Genomic DNA, 20,192 nt, shown 5'->3' on the forward strand with positions numbered 1-20,192 from the left:
CCGCAGAAATCCCCCTCCTATCTGTGCGTAATTCGCCTCACCGTACTGGTAATCAGGTCTACATAGAAAAGGTCCCCGTTCTGTCCAACTTTCAAATCCACTGGCCCTCCCTGCAGACCCTTTGCAAATGTCCGAGGCGTGGTATCCGGAGGCTGCATTGTCCAGATGCATTTCCGGAGAAGGTCGCCAAAGTACAGAGCGCTCTTGAACGGATGAGGATAGGTCGTGCTGGTGCCGTCAGTGAACCCGATGGCGGAGATCACACTGCCGTTCTGATCCGGGCCCCCGCCGGACGGCTTGGCGCCGCAACCCTTTCCTCGGCTGTCCTCGGGTGTAATGTAACTCTGATGAGCATACGCAAAGAACGGCGCGGTGACACCCCCCACGCTCCCACAATAGGCACTGCTCTGGTACTCGCTCTCAGGAGCCGGACCGAAGTTGTTATTGGGATCCCATCCTTCGAAGCACGGCCAGCCAAAGTTCTGCCCGGCGACGCTGACGTGATCAATGGCCTCCCAGGTGTTCCAACCCACATTGCCGACATACAGGTCATCCGTGTCGGGCATCCGGGCGAAACGGAAAGGATTGCGCAAGCCGTTTGCGACAACGGAAACTCTTTGGCTTGTGGTACTTGGGTTCGTTATCCGGAGAATAACGCCATCGCTGAAAGGCGAAACGCTCTGACTGCGAAATGCCCCCTGCGGCAGATTTGTACCATCGCCGCAAGCGCTATCTAACTGCCCGTAATCCACCTGGTCGAAGCTGGCGCCGTCGCCGGCACTGACATACAGGGTTCTGTTATCGGCTCCGAAGACTAAGGCCCCGATACTGTGAGACGTGTAGTAAAAGCACCACGTCTGATGGGTGGACCCGGCGGGGGGAAGGAGCTTCGTTTCGCCCGACACCGTCAAAAGCGAAAGTTGGCCGCGGGTCAGAACGTTTCCGCTACACGCTCCTGTAGCAGGAGCCGTAGTGTAAAGAACGTAGACATTGCCATCATTCTGAGGATCGATTGCAAGTCCAAGAAGTCCCCGGTCGCTATCGTTGCAGATTTCACTGCCAAGGTCGGCAAATAACGTGCAGGTAGGCCTCGCCAAATCACAATTCCAAACCTTGCCGCCCTTCTCGGCAACGAAAACCCTGGTCTTATTTCCGTTGAAACTTATCGCGGTCGGCTGATTAAGGCAGCCACGGTACATAATCTGCTCGGTAAAACCCCTTGGGAGGTTCGGTTGCGGCCTGGTGACGGAAGTGGGTTGACACGTAACCGACTGCGCAACAGCCGTGGCTTCGGGCGGAGCAGCACCCGGGCGAGCCGCGTGCGCCGCATTGGTCAAAAATGGCAACGTCAGCAGCAGTGCCAGCGCGGCAATTACGCGGCTTTGGAATAACCACTTTTCCATATGGCGCGACATTTTATCCTCCCGCACGGATCGAACCGCGAGGCAGCGCCACGCAACACGCGTGAATCGTTGGTTTTGACGCCGCAGATCATTCAATATTGGACCGTCCGCTCGCGGGCGGCGGACAAAAGACTGTCACCGCTCGCCACGCAAGTAACCTGAAGGGGCCGATGAGATGCAGCGCGGCACGCGCGCCCCTGGCAAAAACGCTGGATGCCCAAACCTGGTTTGTCGGTGGCGAGAAAAGCAACGCCGGCACTTGAGTCATTGCCCCACCACTGCGCTTTATTCACAAGGATGCGCGGCAGTGCGATCCTCTCGAACCAAACCGAAAGTTGTCGTGGCGCAGAGCAATGTCCGAATGGCCGCAGTGGGTCGAGACGACTCTTCGTCAATGACGAAAGCTGAGCTTCGCCGGCATCTAGTCGCGAATGTCGGCAAAGCGATCTGGAACGGCCGCACGTTTCCTGATCGGCCGCCGTCGGCTTTGGCCGAACAACGGTCCATGAATCGCTTGCGGGCGCGTTCGGCTTAGTCGTCTTCTCTGGGCGTCGACCTCAGTCGTGCATTGCGGCGGGTGGGCCCAGCGAGTACGACGGTCTCAGGGGGAGTTTCTGTTTGATGGCGTGTTGTCCCCAACCCCGAGTCCTCGTCACAAAGGCATCAAGGCGCGCCTGTATAGCCTGGGGAGAATCATCGATGGTTCGCGCGCGAGGTTTCTTTCGGCGCGCTGAGAGCGTTTCATATGTCGATCTTGCAAATTAACCCGATTTGGCGGCGGCGGAGCGTGCCGCGCGAGAACCGGTGACATGGGCAGCGAAAGCGCCAGCGATCAATGAGGTCGGCGGCCCTTTTATCCCGAGCGCCGCACGCATCGATCATGCAGCGTTCAGCAGACGTGCCTGATTATCTATTTCGCTGGTGCGAACCACTTCCCGTAGATCTGCTCATAGGTTCCATCCTCGTACATCGCGAGCAGCGCCTCGTTGATTCTCTTGCGCAACGGACTACCCTCGGCCACGGCAATACCGTATTTTTCCGGCCGGAATATTGGCCCGACAACCTGGAAAAAGCCATTGCCGCGCTTGGCAGCCCAGTACTGAAGGGTAGGCGCATCGTAGACGATGGCCTGCACGTCGCCTTGCGTGAGCATACGCATTCCTTCGTCGGCGGTCGTCACGTTGACAAAGGGCAAGCCGCGTTGAGTCAGGTAGTTTGCCGCGACGGTACCCGGCACCGTACCGATGGTTTTGCCGGGAAGATCGTCCGGACCCCGAATGGACGATTGCAGACGCGCGACGGTCTGCGAAGACGTGACCGTTGCCGTCAATTGGGCAATCAGCACGACGCCGATCAACCACATCGAGGGCACCAATATGCGTCGCCACATGTTGGCTGCGTCGCGTTCGCCGTGCTCTCCGGTTGCGATGATCAACATGGTCACCCGTAGACCTTCGCCGATTGCGCGCACATACGGCTTCTGAAAATTACGGTCCTGTCGGCGCTCGATCAACCAGACCAGATTGGCGAGAAGGAAGACGATGGCGATCGCCACGCCCAGAAGCTCACCGATGAGCCGCCACGGAATTGACCAGAAAGTCGTCAGAAAACTGCTTTCGTTCTTCGTGCGGACGATGATCTGCAGGCCGGAGTCGAAATAGGGAAGCGAAAAGTCCACGATCTTTTCGCGCTCCGGCGTCATGGTGACAGCAGATATCGCGACATCCGCCTGACCGCGCTGCAAGGTGGGCAGCACATCGGCCCGCGCCGAAATCACTACCCATGTGAAGTCCACGCGCATGCGGCGCGCCACTTCGGTCCATAGGTCGATGCTGAAGCCTGCCGGCGTCGTGGTTTGCGGCAACACGAAGGGCGCGATCGGCGCAATCACGACCCGCAACGGACTGTCCGCGACCGAGGCCGTGATAGCCGCGCGCTCCACGGCGTAGCTGGGGTCCATCGCGGACGAAGCGAGCACGAGGGCACTCAATGTGAACGACCATTTCGACGGCGCGTGCATCCGTTCCCTCCCGAATTCGTATGGCGCGACATGTGCGAGCACGTGAATGGCCACGTCGAACATCGTCCATGCACGCCTGATCGATGTCGGGGCGATTCGAAACGGGACCGCGCGGCGACCCCATGACCAGACGCGGAAATCCGCCGCCATGTCGACGTCGGTGCGGGCTTCGAGCCAGCCTGAGCGGCGAGCTTCGACAAACACCTCGTAATCATGCTCCATCTGATCGGCGTATGCATCCGCGTACTTGACGAGCGCATCGACCATCTGTTCGCCACGTCCAATGTATCCGCCGATCTCCCCAGAGTTCGGTGCACCCGCCAGCGTGAGATTCGCTCACTCAAGCGTCGCTCGTTGCGCTCCTTTAGATATGCGAAGGACGTCACGCCTGTGGTGCCATTCACTTCAGCCCAGGCGGATTGGCGATCCGCAGCCTCCAGCCACCGTCGCGGCCCTTTTCCATAACCTGCGTAGCGGTGCCGCACTCTTCGTGCTCCCGGCCGTCCGGTAGCGTCACGTTCAGGGTCCAGTCGAGCAGGACGAGGGCTAGGTCGCCGCTCGTCAGTACACGACGCACGTCGTTACGGATGTGTGGGCGCAGTGCCAGCAAGTGAGCGAGGCCCATGCGCAAGTCGGCGGGGCTCTCCTGTACCACCTCGCCATTCGTCATCCGCATCGTGGCTCGATTGCAAAACATACCGAGCAGGGCATCGAGATCGCCGGCGTTCAGAGCGGCATCGAAAGCGGCCGGGACCTGCTCGGGCGAACTGCACACGACTGACTTGTTCTCGATGGCTGCGACGAATCGCGCGATGATCCGCGCCACCTCGGCCGGCGCCTCTAGCGGCGACAAGTGTCCCGTTCCGGCCAGGACGTGCATCGCCGCGTGCGGGATGCGAGGCAGCAGTTCCGCCTGCAGTGTCGCGACGCGATCCACCTGGTCGAGTTCGCCGGAGATGACGATGGTCGGCGCGTCGATTGACGCCACCGCGGCGGTGATGTCTTCGCGCATGGCCACATCTGGCCAGGCCGCTTTAGCCTGCGGTGCGGCCCTCAGGCTGTCCTCGATGACCTGCTCGCGGCGAGCGGCGTCGAGCGGTTTTGCGGTCAAGACGTGATCGATAACGAATTCGACCGATTCGCGCGACTGATACGCGCCGCTCAACGTCGCACGTTGCTCGTCGGAGAGGAACATCGGTGACGGAGGCGACGGCGCGACGAGCACAAGACCGTCGAGCCCGCCCGGCCGGCGCGATGCGATAAGTTGGGCAACCTTCCCACCCATCGAATGACCGACCAGCACGTAACGCCGCAGCCCCAGTGCTTCGATGACACCTTCGGCATCGGCGGCAAGATCGGCAATGCGGTAGCCGTCGGCGGGCGCCTCGGAATCGCCCCAGCCACGGTGATCGGTGGCAACGATTCGATACCGGTCGGGCAATGCGCTCGCTACCGCGTTCCATGTGCGCGACGAGCCGCCGTAGTAGTGCAGGAACACCAGCGCCAACTCGCCGCTGCCCCGCTGCATGACGTGAATCCGCGTACCGTTCGACCTGATTTCCATTTCCGTGCCCCTGTCCGTTAGCTGGTGCCCGAATAGTAGATTCAAGTTGTCAGCTTGATAATTGCCGGATTGGTGTGTTCAATCGATAATCATGTTATCGAATGGGGAAATCAAAATGGACCGGCTTACGAGCCTCGGCGTATTCGTCGCCGCTGTCGAGGAGGGTAGCTTTGCCGCGGCCGCACGCCGCTTCGGGTTATCGGCAGCGATGGCCGGCAAGCACGTGAGCGCTCTCGAGGCCGAACTGAATGCACGGCTACTCCAGCGCACCACCCGGCGCTTGAGTCTGACCGACACGGGTCAGACTTACTACGAACGCTGCAAGCGGATTCTCGAAGCCTTCGACGAAGCGAGGCGGGAAGCGAGCGACTCGCAAGGCACGGCGCGCGGTGTGCTGCGCGTCGCGGCGCCGGTCACGTTCGGGGCGATGCATTTGGGCGAGGTTGTGGCGCGCTATCTGGATGACCATCCGCACGTCAACGTGGAAGTGCTGCTCGGAGACCGCTACGTGGATCTCATCGATGCGGGCGTTGATGTCGCAATCCGGATCGGACGGCTGGAGGACCCGGGGCTTGTGACGCGCCGGCTTGCGCCGTGCCGAATGGTCGTGTGTGCGTCTCCCGCCTACCTCGAGCGCCATGGAACGCCGCGCAAGCCGGACGACCTGGTGCATGCGCAACGGCTTGCTTTCAGCGAGGCCGTCTCGGCAGGCGACTGGACGTTGCGCGACGGGAAAAACCGCGCGCACGTCATCAACGGACCTTGCCGGATGACGGCCAACAATACGCAGATGCTGCTCGCCTCCGCGCTTGCCGGAGCAGGCATCGTGTACGGTCCGACCTTCGTGTTCGGCGCGCACATCCGGCGCGGCGAGCTCGTAGCGCTGCTGCCGGCCTATCGCGCGGCTGATCTGACCATTCAGGCGGTTTATCCGAGCGCGCGGCGCATACCGCTCAAAGTGCGCCGGTTTGTCGACTACCTCGCCGGGGCGTTTGGCGATGAACCGCCTTGGGATCGACCACCGTCCGCTTAGGCCGATGAGCGGTACTTGTATCGCCACAGCCGAAGTGGGGCAAACGGCAGGTCGTGAAATCGCATCGATTCATGGCTATATAGACAACGAGGCCTTTCCAGAATGCTTCGCTGTCGACGCCGGTCCCGCTCAACGATCAATCAATCGATCAGCCGTTGAGACTGTTTGCTGCGGTTCTGGCCACTTGCGAATCCTGATCCGGCTTGACACCGGACACGCCCACCGCGCCCACGACGTGCCCGTCGATCAGAACGGGGACGCCGCCTTCCAGTGTGCCGGCCAGCGGTGCGCTCAGAAACGCGGTCCGCCCGCCGTTGATCATGTCTTCGTACTGCTTCGATTCACGTCGGCCGAGCGCTGAGGTACGCGCTTTTTCGGTCGCGATGTAAGCGCCTATCGGCGCACAGCCGTCGAGACGGAGCAGGCTCAGCAGATGACCTCCGTCATCCACGACCGCGATGGTGACGGCCCACTGGTTTTTCTCGGCTTCCGCGCGCGCGGCTTCGAGGATTCTGGTCGCTTCTACAACGGTCAATACGGGTTTGCTTTGCATGTCGGGGTTATCAGTCAGTGTTTCGAAGTGAGTGTCGCCACCGGCGCATGCCGGTGGCCGGGATACGTTTCGCGGCCAACCGGGTCATCCACCCAAGGCGCCCTGCGTGTTGACGTGCACCGCGTAAATGGACTGCGACGATGCCATGAACAGCCGGTTACGCGCGCGTCCGCCAAAACACAAATTCGCGCAGCGCTCGGGCAGGGCGATTCGGCCAATCATTTTTCCTTGCGGCGAAATGACCATGACGCCATCGAGTTCGTCATTGCCCATGCCCCAGCCGCACCACAAATTGCCGTCGATGTCCGCGCGCATTCCGTCGATCGTGCCGGCCCCCGCGTCATAGAACATTCGTCCTTTACCGATTCCGCGGCCGTCCGCGTCCATTTCATAAACGTGGATCATCCGGTTGGGCACACCGCGCGATTCGATGATGTAAAGCAGCTTCTCGTCGGGTGAAAAGCACAGGCCGTTCGGCCCTTTCAAGTCGCGAGTGACGATGGACGCTTCGCCCGTCACGCCATCGATCCGATACACGGAGTGCGGCAGTTCCTGCTCTGCCTTGATTCCTTCGTAGTGCCCGGAAATGCCCATCGGCGGATCAGTGAACCAGATAGAACCGTCCGACTTCACCACCAGATCGTTGGGGGAATTAAGCGGCTTGCCTTCAAAGGATTCGAGAAGGACGGTGATGCTGCCGTCGTATTCGGTGCGTGTAACACGGCGGCCGTGCTCGCATGTAACGAGCCGCCCTTGCCTGTCGCGAGTGTTGCCGTTCGCGTAGTTGGAGGGTTTTCGGAACACGCTGACCACGCCCGTTTCCTCCTCCCATTTCAGCATCTGGTTGTTCGGAATGTCGCTCCAGAGCAGGTAGCGCCCATCGCCGAACCATACCGGACCTTCAGTCCACCGGTAGCCGGTAGCCAGCCGCTCGACAGCCGAAAAGGCCACGCGGTATTTATCGAAGGAAGGGTCTAGCGAAATCACCCGGGGGTCGGGGTATCGCTCAGCTTGTTGCCACATCTCAATCTCCTGTTCGGGGGCCCGGCATTTCCGCCTCTGCGGCGGCACGACAGGTAGTATAAAGCGAAATGAGTAAGCGCTTTCTCTTGAATTCGAACTTGAAGTACCATAAGATGCCTGAAATGTTGATGTTTCTAGCAGTGGCGCATTGACTGTAGTGGCTATACGAGAAAGCGATTACTCGTCTTCCGCTATTTTTTGAGCGCCCGCGCGAATTTCTGGAAGGGCAATGCCTGATGACTGAGATGACGAGCAAGAATGTGACCGGGCCGGTGATCAGGTTGCATCCCGCTGACAATGTGGTAATCGCGCGCATCGACGTCGCAATCGGCACGCCGGTTCCGGCGGAAGATTTTGTTTGCCGCAGCCAGGTGGCCGCAGGCTATAAGATCGCGGCGACGCTCATCAAGAAAGGCGAGCCGGTTCGCAAATACAACGTGGTGATTGGTTTTGCGGCGACGGATATTGCGCCCGGCACGATGGTCCATAGCCACAACGTCGAGTTCCGCGAGTTCGACCGGGACTACGCATTCGGCGCGGACTACCGGCCCGTCGAGATGGTGCCCGAAGCCGCGCGCGCTACGTTCCAGGGGATCGTGCGAGATAACGGCGAGGTTGCTACGCGCAACTACATTGGCGTGCTGTCGACCGTCAATTGTTCGGCCACGGTCGCACACAAGATCGCCGAATGGTTCACGCCGGAACGGCTAGCGGACTACCCGAACGTAGACGGAGTGGTTGCATTTACGCACTCGATCGGTTGCGGCATGGAAATGAGCGGTGAACCGATGGCGCTGCTGCGCCGGACGATGGCGGGTTATGCGCGCCATCCCAATCTCGCCGCGGCGCTGATTGTCGGGCTGGGATGCGAACGTAACCAGCTGGCGGGACTGATGGATCAGGAAGGCCTGAAGGCTGATTCGCGGCTGCACACGTTCATCATGCAGGAGAGCGGTGGCACGCGCCGGACCATCGAGGCCGGCGTGGCCGCGGTCCGGGCGCTGTTACCCGATGCCAATCGCGTGAAGCGCACGACGGTTCCCGCCAGCCACCTGAAGATCGGTCTGCAATGTGGCGGCTCGGACGGCTTTTCGTCGATCACCGCCAATCCTTCGCTCGGCGCGGCGATGGACTTGCTGGTCCGTCATGGCGGCACGGCCATCCTTTCCGAAACACCCGAAATCTACGGCGTGGAACATACGCTTACGCGGCGTGCGGTCAGCCGCGAAGTCGGCGAAAAGCTGATCGAGCGGATCCGCTGGTGGAAAGACGTGTATTCGGTCGGCCGAGACGTTCAGATCAACGGTCAGGTCAGTCCTGGCAATCAGGTGGGCGGACTGGCGAACATCTTCGAAAAGTCGATTGGATCGGCGATGAAAGGCGGCACCGGGCCGCTGATGGATGTATATCGATACGCCGAGCTGGTAAAGCAACCGGGACTCGTATTCATGGACACGCCCGGTTTCGACCCCGTCTCCGCAACGGGTCAGATTGCAGGCGGTGCAAATCTTATTGCCTTCACCACAGGCCGCGGTTCGATGTTCGGCGCCAAGCCCGTGCCGTCGCTGAAGCTCGCCACCAACACGCCGATGTACACGCGTCTGACCGAAGACATGGATCTGAACTGCGGGGGGATCCTGGATGGCATTGCGTCGATTCAGAGCACGGGCCAGAAAATCTTCGACGCTATTCTTGCAGCCGCATCGGGCGAGCGCACAAAGAGCGAAATGCTTGGGTTAGGCGATCACGAGTTCGTGCCGTGGCAGATCGGCATCATGAGTTGAGTCCCCAGTGGCTCGGCGTGTCGCAAGGGCGAACGGCCATTTTCACCCATAAGAAAAACCGCCGCCCCTAGCTAGTCCAACCAAACAGTGGAGACAGCCCTTGAGTACCCAAACCCCGGCAATACGAATACCTGACAGCGCGGCAAGCAACTCCATCTACACGCGAGTGACCTGGCGCTTCATGCCCTTGCTGTTCGTCTGCTACGTGGTCGCGTATCTGGATCGGGTCAACGTGGGCTTCGCCAAGCTCCAGATGCTCAACGATCTGAACTTCAGCGAGGCGATGTACGGCTTCGGCGCCGGCATCTTCTTCATCGGGTATTTCTTCTTCGAGGTGCCGAGCAATCTGCTGCTGCACCGGCTCGGCGCACGCCGCTGGATCGCCCGGATCATGCTCACCTGGGCCGTGCTCTCGGCTGCGACCGCGTGGGTCACGACGCCCACGATGTTTTACGTATTGCGTTTCTTTCTGGGCGTGGCCGAAGCGGGCTTTTTTCCGGGGTTGGTGCTGTATCTCACCTACTGGTTTCCATCGCATCGGCGCGGCAAGATGATCGCGTTCCTGATGGCGGGCAACCCGGTGGCGGGCATTGTCGGCGGGCCGATCTCGGGCTTCATCATGCAGCGCCTGGCGGGGCATGCGGGGCTTGCCGGTTGGCAGTGGCTGTTCATTCTGGAAGCGGTCCCCGCCGTGGTCCTGGCAGCCGTCATTTTCTGGTTCCTCGACGACCGGGTGAAGGACGCAAAGTGGCTGCCGGTTCAGGACCGCGATTTCATTGCATCGGAAATCGAAGCGGAAGCACGCACCAAAAGTCACGGCTCCGTACGCGAGGTCTTCACGTCGCTCAAAGTCTGGACCTTGTGCACGATTCTCTTCGGCATTGTGATGGGCTCTTATGCCGTTGGCTTCTGGCAGCCAACCATCATAAAGAGTTCCGGAATCACGGACGCTTTCACCATCGGCCTGCTGACGGTCGTGCCTTATCTTGCCGCCTTGATTCTCATGATAGTGGTCGGCCGCCACGCGGACCGTACACGTGAGCGCCGCTGGCACGTCGTCGTGCCGCAATGCATGGCGGCTGCGGGCTTCGTGATGTGCGCCTACGCGGGCAACAATACATATATTGCGTTGCTTGGTCTGACGCTTGCCGCTTCGGGCGTGATTACGGCCTTACCCATGTTCTGGGCCTTGCCCACGTCCTTTCTCGGCGGCACCGGTGCGGCCGCGGGCATTGCCTTGATCAATTCGACTGGCAATCTCGCAGGATTCGTCAGTCCTGCGCTTGTGGGGTGGCTAAAGACGGTCACGCATTCACTTGATTCGAGTCTGTTCCTGATTGCGGGGTCGCTGATCGTCTCCGCATGTCTCATCTTGACGCAGCTTCCCGCAAGACTTGTCAACAAGTAGGACTTCCATGGCACTCGACAGAAGTGCCAGATAACAGAATTCGGTATCCTAAATTACATGGAATAGAGACAAAATGAAGACAGGGAAGTATCGCTATGTTGTCGCCTTGCTGCTGTTTATTGCGGGCGCGATCAATTATATGGACCGCGCGGCGCTTGGTGTAGTCGCACCTGTCCTCAACAAGGAGCTGAGTCTTTCGCCGTCGCAACTCGGCGTGGTGTTCAGCAGTTTTTTCTTCGGCTATTCCATCTTCGCATTCGTCGGCGGACAACTTGCCGACAAGTACGGACCGCGCAGGGTGTTTTCCTGGGCGATGGGCACCTGGTCCATTCTTTGCGGGTTGACTGCGGCCGCGACGGGATTCGGCACGCTGCTGATCTTCCGGGCATTGTTCGGTTTCGGCGAGGGTCCGATGAATTCGACGACCAACCGGACCATCACCAACTGGTTTCCCCGGCATGAAACCGCGACGATGGTCGGCTTTACCTTTTCCGGCCAGACGGTAGGCAGCGCGATCGCGGGGCCGGTGGTCGGACTGATTGCCATTGCTTACGGCTGGCGCACGTCGTTTGTCATTATCGCGGCGTTCGGCCTGGCGTGGATCGTCGCCTGGCGCATATTCGCGACCGACAAGCCGGCGCAAAGCGCGTGGGTCGGTCAGGCCGAACGCGAGATGGTCGAAGCGAGCCGCAACGCGGCACATCCGGCAGAAGGCGGCGACGAAAGCACGCCGCTGCGCAGCTACCTGTTTCGTCCGAGCACGCTCGCGCTCGGCGTCGGCCTGTTCGCGGTGAACTACACGCTGTTCGTGTTCATCTCCTGGATGCCGAGCTATTTCACCAATGCGCTGCATCTGGACATGAAGCACATGAGCATTCTGAGCGCAGTGCCATGGGCATGCGGCGGGATCGGATACTTCGGCGGCGGCCTCGTCGCCGACGCGTATTTCAAGCGCGCGAGCAACAAACTGCTGGCGCGCAAGGTCTCGGCGATCGTGCCGCTCGCGCTCTCGGGTCTCGCCCTCGTGGGCGTGAGCATGGTCGATTCCGTAACACCCGCAGTACTGCTGGTCGCGTTCGCCGTGCTGTTCCTGACGGCTTCGTCGCAAGCGTGCTGGGCCATCATGCACGAACTTGTGCCGGGCAGGCATCTTGGGGGCGTAAGCGGCTTTGTTCACCTGATGAGCAACATTTCGGGCATCGTCGGTCCGACCATGATGGGTTTAGCGGTCCAGTACCTTGGCGGTTACAGCAGCGGCTTCATGCTCGGCGCTGCGGTCGATCTGGTTGGCGTGCTGGCAATGCTGCTGGTCATCGGCCGGCGCGCGGCAGCCGGGACAGTCGAGACGCACACCACCGCGGCATAAGCGGCCCGCCCTGCCACGCGAGCCGTCAGGGCGACACGCGGCCAACCTACTGCGACCGTGCGCGCGGCTGCACGATCGGTCCCGTGAGCATCGTTATTTTTTCGAGTCGATCTATTGCTATGAAACACGTCATCGTTGAACCTGAGCATACCGACTATCAGGCCCCTGCGCGGATCGTTTCGGTGGAGGCGCGCACCATCCGGGTGCCGCTTGACCGTCACACAGCATTCTCGACCCGTCTCGTCACTGCCCGCGACTACACGGTCGTGCGCGTCAGGACAGCCGACGACCACTACGGCATCGGCTTTTGCTACAGCGGCAATCGCGCCGGCATGCTGGTCACGTATGCCGTGCGCGAATTGTTCGCGCCGCTGTTGCGCGGGCGCGCCGCACTCGATGTCGAAGGCCTGTGGTGCGCCATGTACGACGAGTCATTGCTGCAAGGGCGTGCCGGCTCGGTCATGCGCGCGCTGTCCATCATCGACATCGCCTTGTGGGATCGCAATGCACGCGCGACCGGCCTGCCGTTGAGCCGCTATCTCGGCGGCACATGTAGCGCCACCGTGCCGGCCTATGCCAGCGGTGGCTATTACCTCGAAGGCAAGACGCCAGAGCATCTCGGCGAAGAGATGGCGGGTTACGTGGCGCTGGGGTTTCGCGCCGTGAAGATGAAGGTGGGGCGGCTCGATCCGCGCAGCGAGGAAGCGCGGATCAGGGCGGCGCGAGAAGCGATCGGCGACGACGTGCTGCTGATGCTCGATGCCAACAACGCCTGGTCCGACGTTCCGACCGCGCTCGAATACATGCGCCGGTACGAGCCATTCAATCCGTACTGGATAGAAGAGCCCTTCAGTCCGGATGACGTGGAAAGCCATGCGCAACTGAGTCGGCGCACGCCGGTGACCGTTGCGACCGGTGAGATAGAAGCGGGGCGCTGGCGGCATCAGGCGCTGCTCGACAAGCGCGCGGCCATGATCCTTCAGTCGGACGCGGCGGTATGCGGCGGGATCAGCGAATGGCGACGGATTGCGGCGTCGGCCGCGGCCGTGGGCGTGACGATGTGCCCGCACTGGTTTCACGATCTGCACGTGCATCTGGTGGCGTCGACGCCGAACGCGCGCTATGTCGAATTTTTTCCTGACGATCAGGTGCTGAATTTCCGTCGGCTGGTGGATACGCAACTGTCGTTCGCGGACGGCAAGCTGACCGTGCCGACTCGTCCCGGCTTGGGATTCGACTTCGATGAAGCCGCGCTGAACGAATACGCGCTCGACGATTGGGCGTGAAGCCGAAATAACGAATAGCAGGTGAAACCGCCGGTTGTACGTGCAGCCGGCGGGTGTTTCTGCGCGACATCAGGCGACGACTTCGACCCCCGGCATCGAGAAGCCGATTTCGCGGAGGGCGGCGGCGAGCGCATCGCACTGCGCTGGCGTCAGATCGACGAGGGGAGGACGTACGACGCCCCACTCGGGGTCGTTCGAATACACGCCGATCGCTGCCTTGAGCGCGGGGATCATCGGAAACCTGGCGAACACCGCGCGCGTGGCATCCAGTGCTGCCTGACGGGCATCGGCGTCGGCCGATTGCCAGTGACGATACAACTGCACGATCGCCGCTGGATTGACGTTGCCGGTTGCCGTGATACAGCCGACGCCCCCCGCGCGCATGGTGGCCAGCAAAAAGGTTTCACTGCCGGCGAACACATCGAAGCCATGCGGCTGGAAGCGCTCGAGCATGGCCTGGGTGTTGCTCCAGTCGCCCGAACTGTCCTTCACGCCGGCGATTACGCCCGGGAAAGCAGCTAGCAGCCGCTCGATCAGCGCCAGGCTGAGCGGCACCTGGGACACCGGCGGGATGTGATACAGGTAAATGCGCAATGCGTCGGAGCCCACGCGCTCGATGATCTGCGCATAGCTGCGGAACAGGCCTTCGTCGGTGACGCCCTTGTAGTAGAACGGCGGTAGCATCAGCACATTGTTCACGCCCAGCGAAAGCGCATGGCGTGTCAGTTCGACGGTGTCGGTGAGTGCGGAACTGCCGGTGCCTGGCATCAGGCGATCGACCGGAATGTCCGCGCCAACCAACGTTTCGAGCAGTTTCATTTTCTCGCTGACGGCCAGCGAATTCGCTTCCGAGTTGGTGCCGAAAACAGCGAGTCCGACGTCCTGTTCGATCAGCCATCGGCAATGACGGACATAGCGCTCGTGATCGGGAAGAAGGTCTCTCGTGAACGGCGTGACCACGGGCGAGTAGACGCCGCGGGGCCGGTTGACTGAGGTCATCACGTGTTCCTTTTGATTGAAGTGACAGTATTTCGCGCCATTCAGCCGGCGATCTGTTGCGCAGACGAGCGGGCGTGGAGCGCTTCAGGATTGACACAGGTCGACGAGAGCTGGCCGTCGAGTGCATCGATGAGATTGCGCACCGCGCGCATGGCCATGTTCTCGCGCGTTTGTCGCGTAGCGGAACCGATATGCGGCACCGCTACCACGTTCGGTAACTGGAGCAGCGGCGAGTCCGGCGCCACCGGTTCGCGTTCGAACACATCGAGACCGGCGCCGAGAATGCGGCCTTCACGAAGATGCGCAATGAGGGCGGCCTCGTCGACGACCTGTCCGCGAGCGCAGTTGATGAGGATGGTCGAAGGCTTCATGGTCCCGAGTTCCGCGCTACCGATCAGGCGCTCGGTGGCGGGCGATAGCGGCACAAGCACGCAGACGAAATCCGCAGTCGCGAGCAGTTCGGGAAGCGGGCGCCATTGCGCGCCGTAGCGTTCCTCTGCTTCGGGGTTGCGCGAGCGGTTGGAATAGATCACGTCCATGCCGAAGCCGAGGGCGGCCCGCCTGGCAACCGCGCTGCCAATGCGCCCAAGCCCGACGATTCCCAGCGTTTTGTGATGCACGTCGACACCGAATTGCGCCTCGCCGACAGTACGCGTCCACTGGCCGCGCCGGGTCCAGTCGGCGAGTTCGGAGATGCGCCGGGCGGTCGCGAGAATCAAACTGAACACGAGGTCGGCGGTGGTTTCTGTGACTTCTTCCGGCGTATTCGTCAGAACGATGCCGCGGCGCGAGAGTTCGGGGACATCGAATGCATCGAAGCCGGCCGAAATGGTGGACGCGACCTGAAGCACAGGCGCTGCATCGAGGATCTCAGGCGTAATCTTGAGATTGTTGCCGACCATGCCGTGAGCCGTGCCCAGGGCGCGCCTGAACGGCGCGAGGTCGCCGGAGGATACGTCGACCAGTTCGACGGAACAGTGCTCACGGAGTAGCCCCAGCACGGCAGGAGGCAACGGACGATAGGCCACGACATGCTTCATGAAGACCTCGCGGAATGCTGTTGGAGAGAGTTGCCAGGCGGCATCGAGCGCGATCAAAAAGAATCGCTTGCAGACAGACTATAAGTATCGGTAACATTCCCGTCAAGATTATTGATAATCTCATTGACGATCTAGGAGCGATAATGAGCGAGAAGAAAAGCGGCTTGCGGCAGGGCCTGACGAACTACGGCGACGAAGGTTTCTCGCTTTTTCTACGCAAGGCGTTCATCAAGGGCGCGGGTTATACCGACGACGCGCTATCGCGTCCCATCGTCGCCATCGCGAACACGGGCAGCGCCTACAACCCGTGCCACGGCAACGCGCCGCAATTGATCGAGGCGGTCAAGCGCGGCGTGATGCTGGCTGGCGGGCTGCCGGTCGAATTTCCGACGATTTCGATTGCCGAGAGCTTTTCGCATCCGACCAGCATGTACCTGCGCAACCTGATGTCGATGGACACGGAGGAGATGATCAGGGCCCAGCCAATGGATGCGGTGGTGCTGATCGGTGGCTGCGACAAGACCGTCCCGGCCCAGTTGATGGGTGCGGCGGCGGCGGGCGTTCCGGCCATTCAACTGGTGACGGGTGCCATGCTCACGGGCTCGCATCGCGGTGAACGGGTGGGGGCATGTACGGACTGCCGTCGTTTCTGGGCGAGTTTCCGCGGCGACCAGATCGACGAAGCCGAGATCGAAGCGGTCAACAATCAGCTCGTGGCAACGGTCGGAACCTGTTCGGTGATGGGAACCGCGAGCACGATGGCTTGCATCGCGGAAGCCTTGGGCATGATGCTTCCGGGCGGTGCGTCCGCGCCTGCCGTGACCGCCGACCGCATCCGCATTGCGGAGCGCACCGGCGCGCAGGCCGTGGCCATGATCGGGCGGGACCTGAGTCCGGCGACCATCCTGACGCCCAAGGCGATCGAAAACGCGTTGCGGGTGCTGCTCGCAATCGGCGGCTCGACCAACGGCATCATTCACCTCACGGCAATCGCGGGCCGGCTCGGGATTCGCATCGACCTTCAGCAGCTCGACCGGATGGCGCGTGAAACGCCGGTGCTCGTCGATTTGAAGCCGTCTGGGCAGCACTACATGGAAGACCTGCATCGCGCCGGTGGGTTGACCACGGTGATGCGCGAGATAAGAGGGCTGCTGCATCTCGATGCGCTCACTGTGACCGGCCGTACGCTCGGCGAGGAACTGGATGCCGCTCCGGCGAGCTTCGCGCAAGAAGTCGTCCGCCCGTTTGACCGCCCGATCTTTCCGCAAGGCGGCATTGCGGTGCTGCGTGGCAACCTCGCGCCGGGCGGCGCGATCATCAAGCAGTCCGCGGCAAGCGCCAGCCTGATGGAGCACGAAGGGCGGGCCGTTGTTTTCGAGGACGCGGAGGACCTGGCTCTTCGCATCGACGATCCGGAACTGGACGTGGAGGCGGACGACGTCCTCGTGCTCAAGCGGATCGGTCCGGTCGGTGCGCCCGGAATGCCGGAAGCGGGCTACATTCCGATTCCGCGCAAGCTCGGCCGCCTGGGTGTGAAGGACATGGTGCGCATTTCGGACGGCCGCATGAGCGGAACGGCGTCCGGCACAGTGGTCTTGCACGTCACACCCGAAGCGGCTATCGGCGGTCCCCTCGCGATCGTGCAAACGGGCGACCGGATTCGCCTGAGCGTGGCCGAGCGGTCGATCGAACTTGCCCTTGGTGACGAAGAAATTGCAACTCGTCTCGCGGCGTTGCCGACGCGCGAGGTCAATCCTGACGAGCGTGGTTATCGCAAGCTCTTCCTGACGACGATCACGCAGGCAGACGAGGGCTGCGACTTCGACTTTCTGCAAGCTGCCCGGATGACTGCAACCGTGCCCGGCAACGGAAAGAAGGATTAAGGTCATTTTTTCGTATAGGCTCGCGGCTTGGATCATTTTGCGGACCCTTTTATGAGCAACGCTGCCACGCCCAAACGCTCCGATGCACCCACTGCGAAGACGGTCGAACGCGACCGCAATGTCGACGAGACGCTGCGCAGCGTCTCGGACGAGCTCGAGGAACAGATCGTTCTGGGCGTTCTGCATCCGCGCGAACGGCTCGTGGAAGACGATCTGTGCGAGCGCTTCAACCTGAAACGCCACGTTGCACGTCAGGTGCTGGCGGAGGTGGAGCGGCGCGGCCTGGTGGAGCGCCGCAAGAATGTGGGCGCGGTGGTCAAGTCGTTTACACCGCGCGAGGTCACTGAACTGTATGCGCTGCGCGAACTGCTGGAAGCCGACGCGGCGAGGCGTATTGTTTTTCCGGTCAGTAGCGAGGCGCTCGATGCGTTGACGGCAATTCAGGCAGAGCACGACGAAGCAGCCATCGCAGGCGATCTGCGGCGCGTGTTCCGCGCGAACATGGCCTTTCACCATGCGTTCTTTGCGTTGTCGGAAAGCCAGGTTCTAACCGAGGCGATTCGCGAATATGAACGCCGCACGCATGCCATCCGTTCGGTGTCTATCGTGTTTCCTCAGTATCTGGAGAAGGCGCGCGCCGAGCACCACCAGATGATCGAGGCGCTTCGAACCGGCGACCGGGAATCGTTGATCAAGCTGTGCCGGGAACACCTGGTGCCATCGCGCGACGCGTATCTTGAAGCGCACCATCGCCGCTCGGCCGGCTACGCGGTACAGAAGGGCGCAACCGATTAACCGTATTTGCTGAATCACAGAGAGGGTATCAATGACTCGAGTACTGATTACCGGCGCGGCCGGTCACATTGGACGTGTGCTCCGCGCCGGTTTCCAGGGGCACTATGCACTGCGCCTCGCCGATATTGCGCCGCAGGCGCCGGCGCAGGCAGGCGAGGAAATCGTGACCGCGGACATCACGCGGCTCGAGGATCTTCTCCCGGCCATGGAGGGTGTCGACGTCGTCGTGCATCTTGCCGGCATTCCTGACGAGGCTCGCTGGGAGCGCATCCGCGATATGAACATCGAGGGTTGCTACAACGTGTTCGAAGCGGCGCGGCAAGCGGGCGTCAAGCGCGTGGTGTTTGCGAGTTCAAACCATGCGGTGGGCTTTCATCGTCGCGACCGGATGATCGACAACAGCGTCGAGCCGCGCCCTGATAGCCGCTACGGCATCTCGAAGGTGTTCGGCGAGGCGCTTGGCCGGATGTACGCCGACAAGCACGGCATGTCGGTTGCATGCATTCGCATCGGCTCGTTCCGCCCGGACGACCGGCCAACCGCACCGCGTCACCTCTTCACATGGATCAGCCATCGCGACATGGTGCAGGTGGCGCGCCGCTGTATCGACTATCCGGAATTTCACTTCGCGGTCGTGTATGGCGTATCCAATAACGCGCGCAATCGCTGGGACAACGCCAATGTACGCTATCTCGGGTTCGTGCCGGAAGACGATGCCGAACTGTACGCGGCTGAGATCGCGGCAACGGGAAAGGCGGAAGATGCGCGTGAAGCGCTGTTTCATGGCGGCTTCGGCTGCCTGGTCGAATTCGACGGTGATCCGCTGCGGATCGATTGACAGCGGCAGCCAATGAGCTTCGGCGTGATGGACGGCGACATGCAAATGGCTCGCTCTGGACAGGGTGTGCGTGCGCTCAAGGGTCTCGGCCGTACTCGGCCTGAAGGCCACAATGGGTTCACCGAAACCAGGACGCGTATCGAGGATCGCGTGCAATTCGCGCGATTCGCGATCGCCCTCGTCATCGATGACGGAGAGCAGCAGCCCTGTCGTTCAGCTGATCGCCGGAGCGAAAGCGCTGCCGGTATTCGGCGGGACTGATCTGAAGCCGGCGGCTAAACGTACGCCGAAGTGTGTCCGCGCTCTCGAAGCCGCAACGCTTCGCGATTTCGCCAATCGGGTGGCGGGTGCTTTCGAGGTAGCGACGCGCGGCGTCGATGCGCGCGTCGTTCAGGAATGCGATCAAACTGACGCCGCATTCCTTGGTGAAGATGCGGGACAGATTGCGCGGACTCATTTTTAACCGGTGCGCAAGCGACGCGGTCGTATGGTTCAGATGAAGATTGTCGAGCAGGTACTCCTGAATTGACTGGATCTGGGAATCGCTGGCGGCTTGAGTTTCCAGCAGCGGGCTGAACTGCGATTGGCCGCCCGCGCGACGCACGTACACGATCAGATATTTCGCGACGTCGAGCGCCATTTTCTTGCCGAAGTCCTCTTCGATCATGACCAGTGCGAGATCGATGCCGGCGGTCACGCCCGCAGTCGTGTAGAGGCCGCTGTCTTTTACATAGATCTGGTCGGGTTCGACCTTCACCTTCGGAAACATCGCCGAAAGACGCGTGGCGTCCATCCAGTGTGTCGTGACCGTACGGTTATCGATCATGCCGGCGGCGCCGAAAGCAAAAACGCCGTTACAGATAGCGGCGATCCGCCTGCAACTCTTGTGCTGCTTCACGAGCCATTCGCTAAGCGTCGAGTCTTCGAGTACTTCGAATACACCGAGGCCGCCGGGCACGATTACCGTGTCGAAATGCGGACACGGATCGAAGATGGTCCGGTCCGGCATGACCGTCAGTCCGCTGGAAGACAGCACACTGCCCCGCGTCGTGCCGACTGTCAGCATCTCGTATTCGCACGCCCCCTGACTGAGAATGCGGACTTCCGCAAAGGCGTCCTTGGGGCCCGCGATATCGAGCAGCTGGAATCCTGGGAACAGGACCATTCCGACGGTGATCTTGCGCATAGGTGTCAGTC

Annotated in this window: 16 protein-coding genes and 1 pseudogene; 8 read left to right on the forward strand and 9 right to left on the reverse strand. The window is 61.3% G+C overall.

What is annotated here, in order from left to right:
* Positions 1-17 precede the first annotated feature (17 nt).
* From PQQ53_RS04685 to PQQ53_RS04700, 4 genes and pseudogenes are all read right to left on the reverse strand, one after another.
* Positions 18-1,415 (reverse strand): PQQ-dependent sugar dehydrogenase, encoded by a 1,398-nt coding sequence (locus tag PQQ53_RS04685; RefSeq protein WP_408152277.1) that lies wholly within the window; start codon positions 1,413-1,415, stop codon positions 18-20.
* 898 nt (positions 1,416-2,313) lie between these two features.
* Positions 2,314-3,573, reverse strand: a complete 1,260-nt coding sequence (locus PQQ53_RS04690) for a transporter substrate-binding domain-containing protein (protein WP_408323335.1) — start codon at positions 3,571-3,573, stop codon at positions 2,314-2,316.
* A pseudogene (locus tag PQQ53_RS04695) lies at positions 3,553-3,723 on the reverse strand (DUF2252 family protein); the annotation flags it as partial. The gene PQQ53_RS04690 and the pseudogene PQQ53_RS04695, both read right to left, overlap by 21 nt.
* Before the next feature lie 100 nt (positions 3,724-3,823).
* Positions 3,824-4,987: an alpha/beta fold hydrolase gene (locus PQQ53_RS04700; protein WP_408152278.1), complete on the reverse strand. Its 1,164-nt coding sequence runs from the start codon at positions 4,985-4,987 to the stop codon at positions 3,824-3,826.
* Positions 4,988-5,102: 115 nt separating this feature from the next.
* On the opposite strand from PQQ53_RS04700, the gene PQQ53_RS04705 reads away from it, so the two are divergent.
* Positions 5,103-6,020: a LysR family transcriptional regulator gene (locus PQQ53_RS04705; RefSeq protein ID WP_408152279.1), complete on the forward strand. Its 918-nt coding sequence runs from the start codon at positions 5,103-5,105 to the stop codon at positions 6,018-6,020.
* A gap of 148 nt (positions 6,021-6,168) precedes the next feature.
* Here PQQ53_RS04705 and PQQ53_RS04710 read toward each other — a convergent pair whose 3' ends face one another.
* Positions 6,169-6,573, reverse strand: coding sequence for a heme-binding protein (locus PQQ53_RS04710; RefSeq protein ID WP_408152280.1), 405 nt, complete (start codon positions 6,571-6,573; stop codon positions 6,169-6,171).
* Between the two features lie 84 nt (positions 6,574-6,657).
* Complete coding sequence (locus PQQ53_RS04715; protein WP_408152281.1) at positions 6,658-7,596, reverse strand: SMP-30/gluconolactonase/LRE family protein; 939 nt, start codon at positions 7,594-7,596, stop codon at positions 6,658-6,660.
* Between the two features lie 236 nt (positions 7,597-7,832).
* On the opposite strand from PQQ53_RS04715, the gene PQQ53_RS04720 reads away from it, so the two are divergent.
* From PQQ53_RS04720 to PQQ53_RS04735, 4 genes are all read left to right on the forward strand, one after another.
* Positions 7,833-9,380 carry a D-arabinonate dehydratase gene (locus tag PQQ53_RS04720; RefSeq protein ID WP_408147186.1) on the forward strand — a complete coding sequence of 516 codons (1,548 nt, stop codon included), beginning with the start codon at positions 7,833-7,835 and terminating at the stop codon, positions 9,378-9,380.
* Between the two features lie 100 nt (positions 9,381-9,480).
* A complete protein-coding gene (locus PQQ53_RS04725; protein WP_408152282.1) occupies positions 9,481-10,788 on the forward strand; it encodes an MFS transporter in 1,308 nt (435 codons plus the stop codon).
* Positions 10,789-10,861: 73 nt separating this feature from the next.
* Positions 10,862-12,154, forward strand: a complete 1,293-nt coding sequence (locus PQQ53_RS04730) for an MFS transporter (protein WP_408147190.1) — start codon at positions 10,862-10,864, stop codon at positions 12,152-12,154.
* Between the two features lie 119 nt (positions 12,155-12,273).
* The gene (locus tag PQQ53_RS04735; protein WP_408152283.1) at positions 12,274-13,440 is read left to right on the forward strand and encodes a mandelate racemase/muconate lactonizing enzyme family protein; all 1,167 of its coding nucleotides are present in this window, start codon (positions 12,274-12,276) and stop codon (positions 13,438-13,440) included.
* Positions 13,441-13,509: 69 nt separating this feature from the next.
* Here PQQ53_RS04735 and PQQ53_RS04740 read toward each other — a convergent pair whose 3' ends face one another.
* Both PQQ53_RS04740 and PQQ53_RS04745 read right to left on the reverse strand, forming a co-directional pair.
* A complete protein-coding gene (locus PQQ53_RS04740) occupies positions 13,510-14,439 on the reverse strand; it encodes a dihydrodipicolinate synthase family protein (RefSeq protein ID WP_408152284.1) in 930 nt (309 codons plus the stop codon).
* 41 nt (positions 14,440-14,480) lie between these two features.
* The gene (locus PQQ53_RS04745; RefSeq protein WP_408152285.1) at positions 14,481-15,479 is read right to left on the reverse strand and encodes a 2-hydroxyacid dehydrogenase; all 999 of its coding nucleotides are present in this window, start codon (positions 15,477-15,479) and stop codon (positions 14,481-14,483) included.
* A 143-nt stretch (positions 15,480-15,622) separates the two neighbouring features.
* On the opposite strand from PQQ53_RS04745, the gene PQQ53_RS04750 reads away from it, so the two are divergent.
* The 3 genes from PQQ53_RS04750 to PQQ53_RS04760 are packed head-to-tail and all read left to right on the forward strand — an operon-like array spanning position 15,623 to position 18,995.
* Entirely contained in the window at positions 15,623-17,362 is a 1,740-nt protein-coding gene (locus PQQ53_RS04750; protein ID WP_408147364.1) for an IlvD/Edd family dehydratase, read from the forward strand.
* 51 nt (positions 17,363-17,413) lie between these two features.
* The gene (locus tag PQQ53_RS04755; RefSeq protein ID WP_408147197.1) at positions 17,414-18,157 is read left to right on the forward strand and encodes a GntR family transcriptional regulator; all 744 of its coding nucleotides are present in this window, start codon (positions 17,414-17,416) and stop codon (positions 18,155-18,157) included.
* 31 nt (positions 18,158-18,188) lie between these two features.
* Positions 18,189-18,995 (forward strand): NAD-dependent epimerase/dehydratase family protein, encoded by an 807-nt coding sequence (locus tag PQQ53_RS04760; RefSeq protein WP_408147199.1) that lies wholly within the window; start codon positions 18,189-18,191, stop codon positions 18,993-18,995.
* A gap of 181 nt (positions 18,996-19,176) precedes the next feature.
* Here the strand turns inward: PQQ53_RS04760 and PQQ53_RS04765 are convergent, their stop codons facing one another.
* Positions 19,177-20,181, reverse strand: coding sequence for a GlxA family transcriptional regulator (locus tag PQQ53_RS04765; RefSeq protein WP_408147201.1), 1,005 nt, complete (start codon positions 20,179-20,181; stop codon positions 19,177-19,179).
* Positions 20,182-20,192 lie beyond the last annotated feature (11 nt).

The sequence above is a fragment of the Paraburkholderia strydomiana genome (assembly GCF_046030495.1).
GTDB lineage: Bacteria > Pseudomonadota > Gammaproteobacteria > Burkholderiales > Burkholderiaceae > Paraburkholderia > Paraburkholderia strydomiana_A.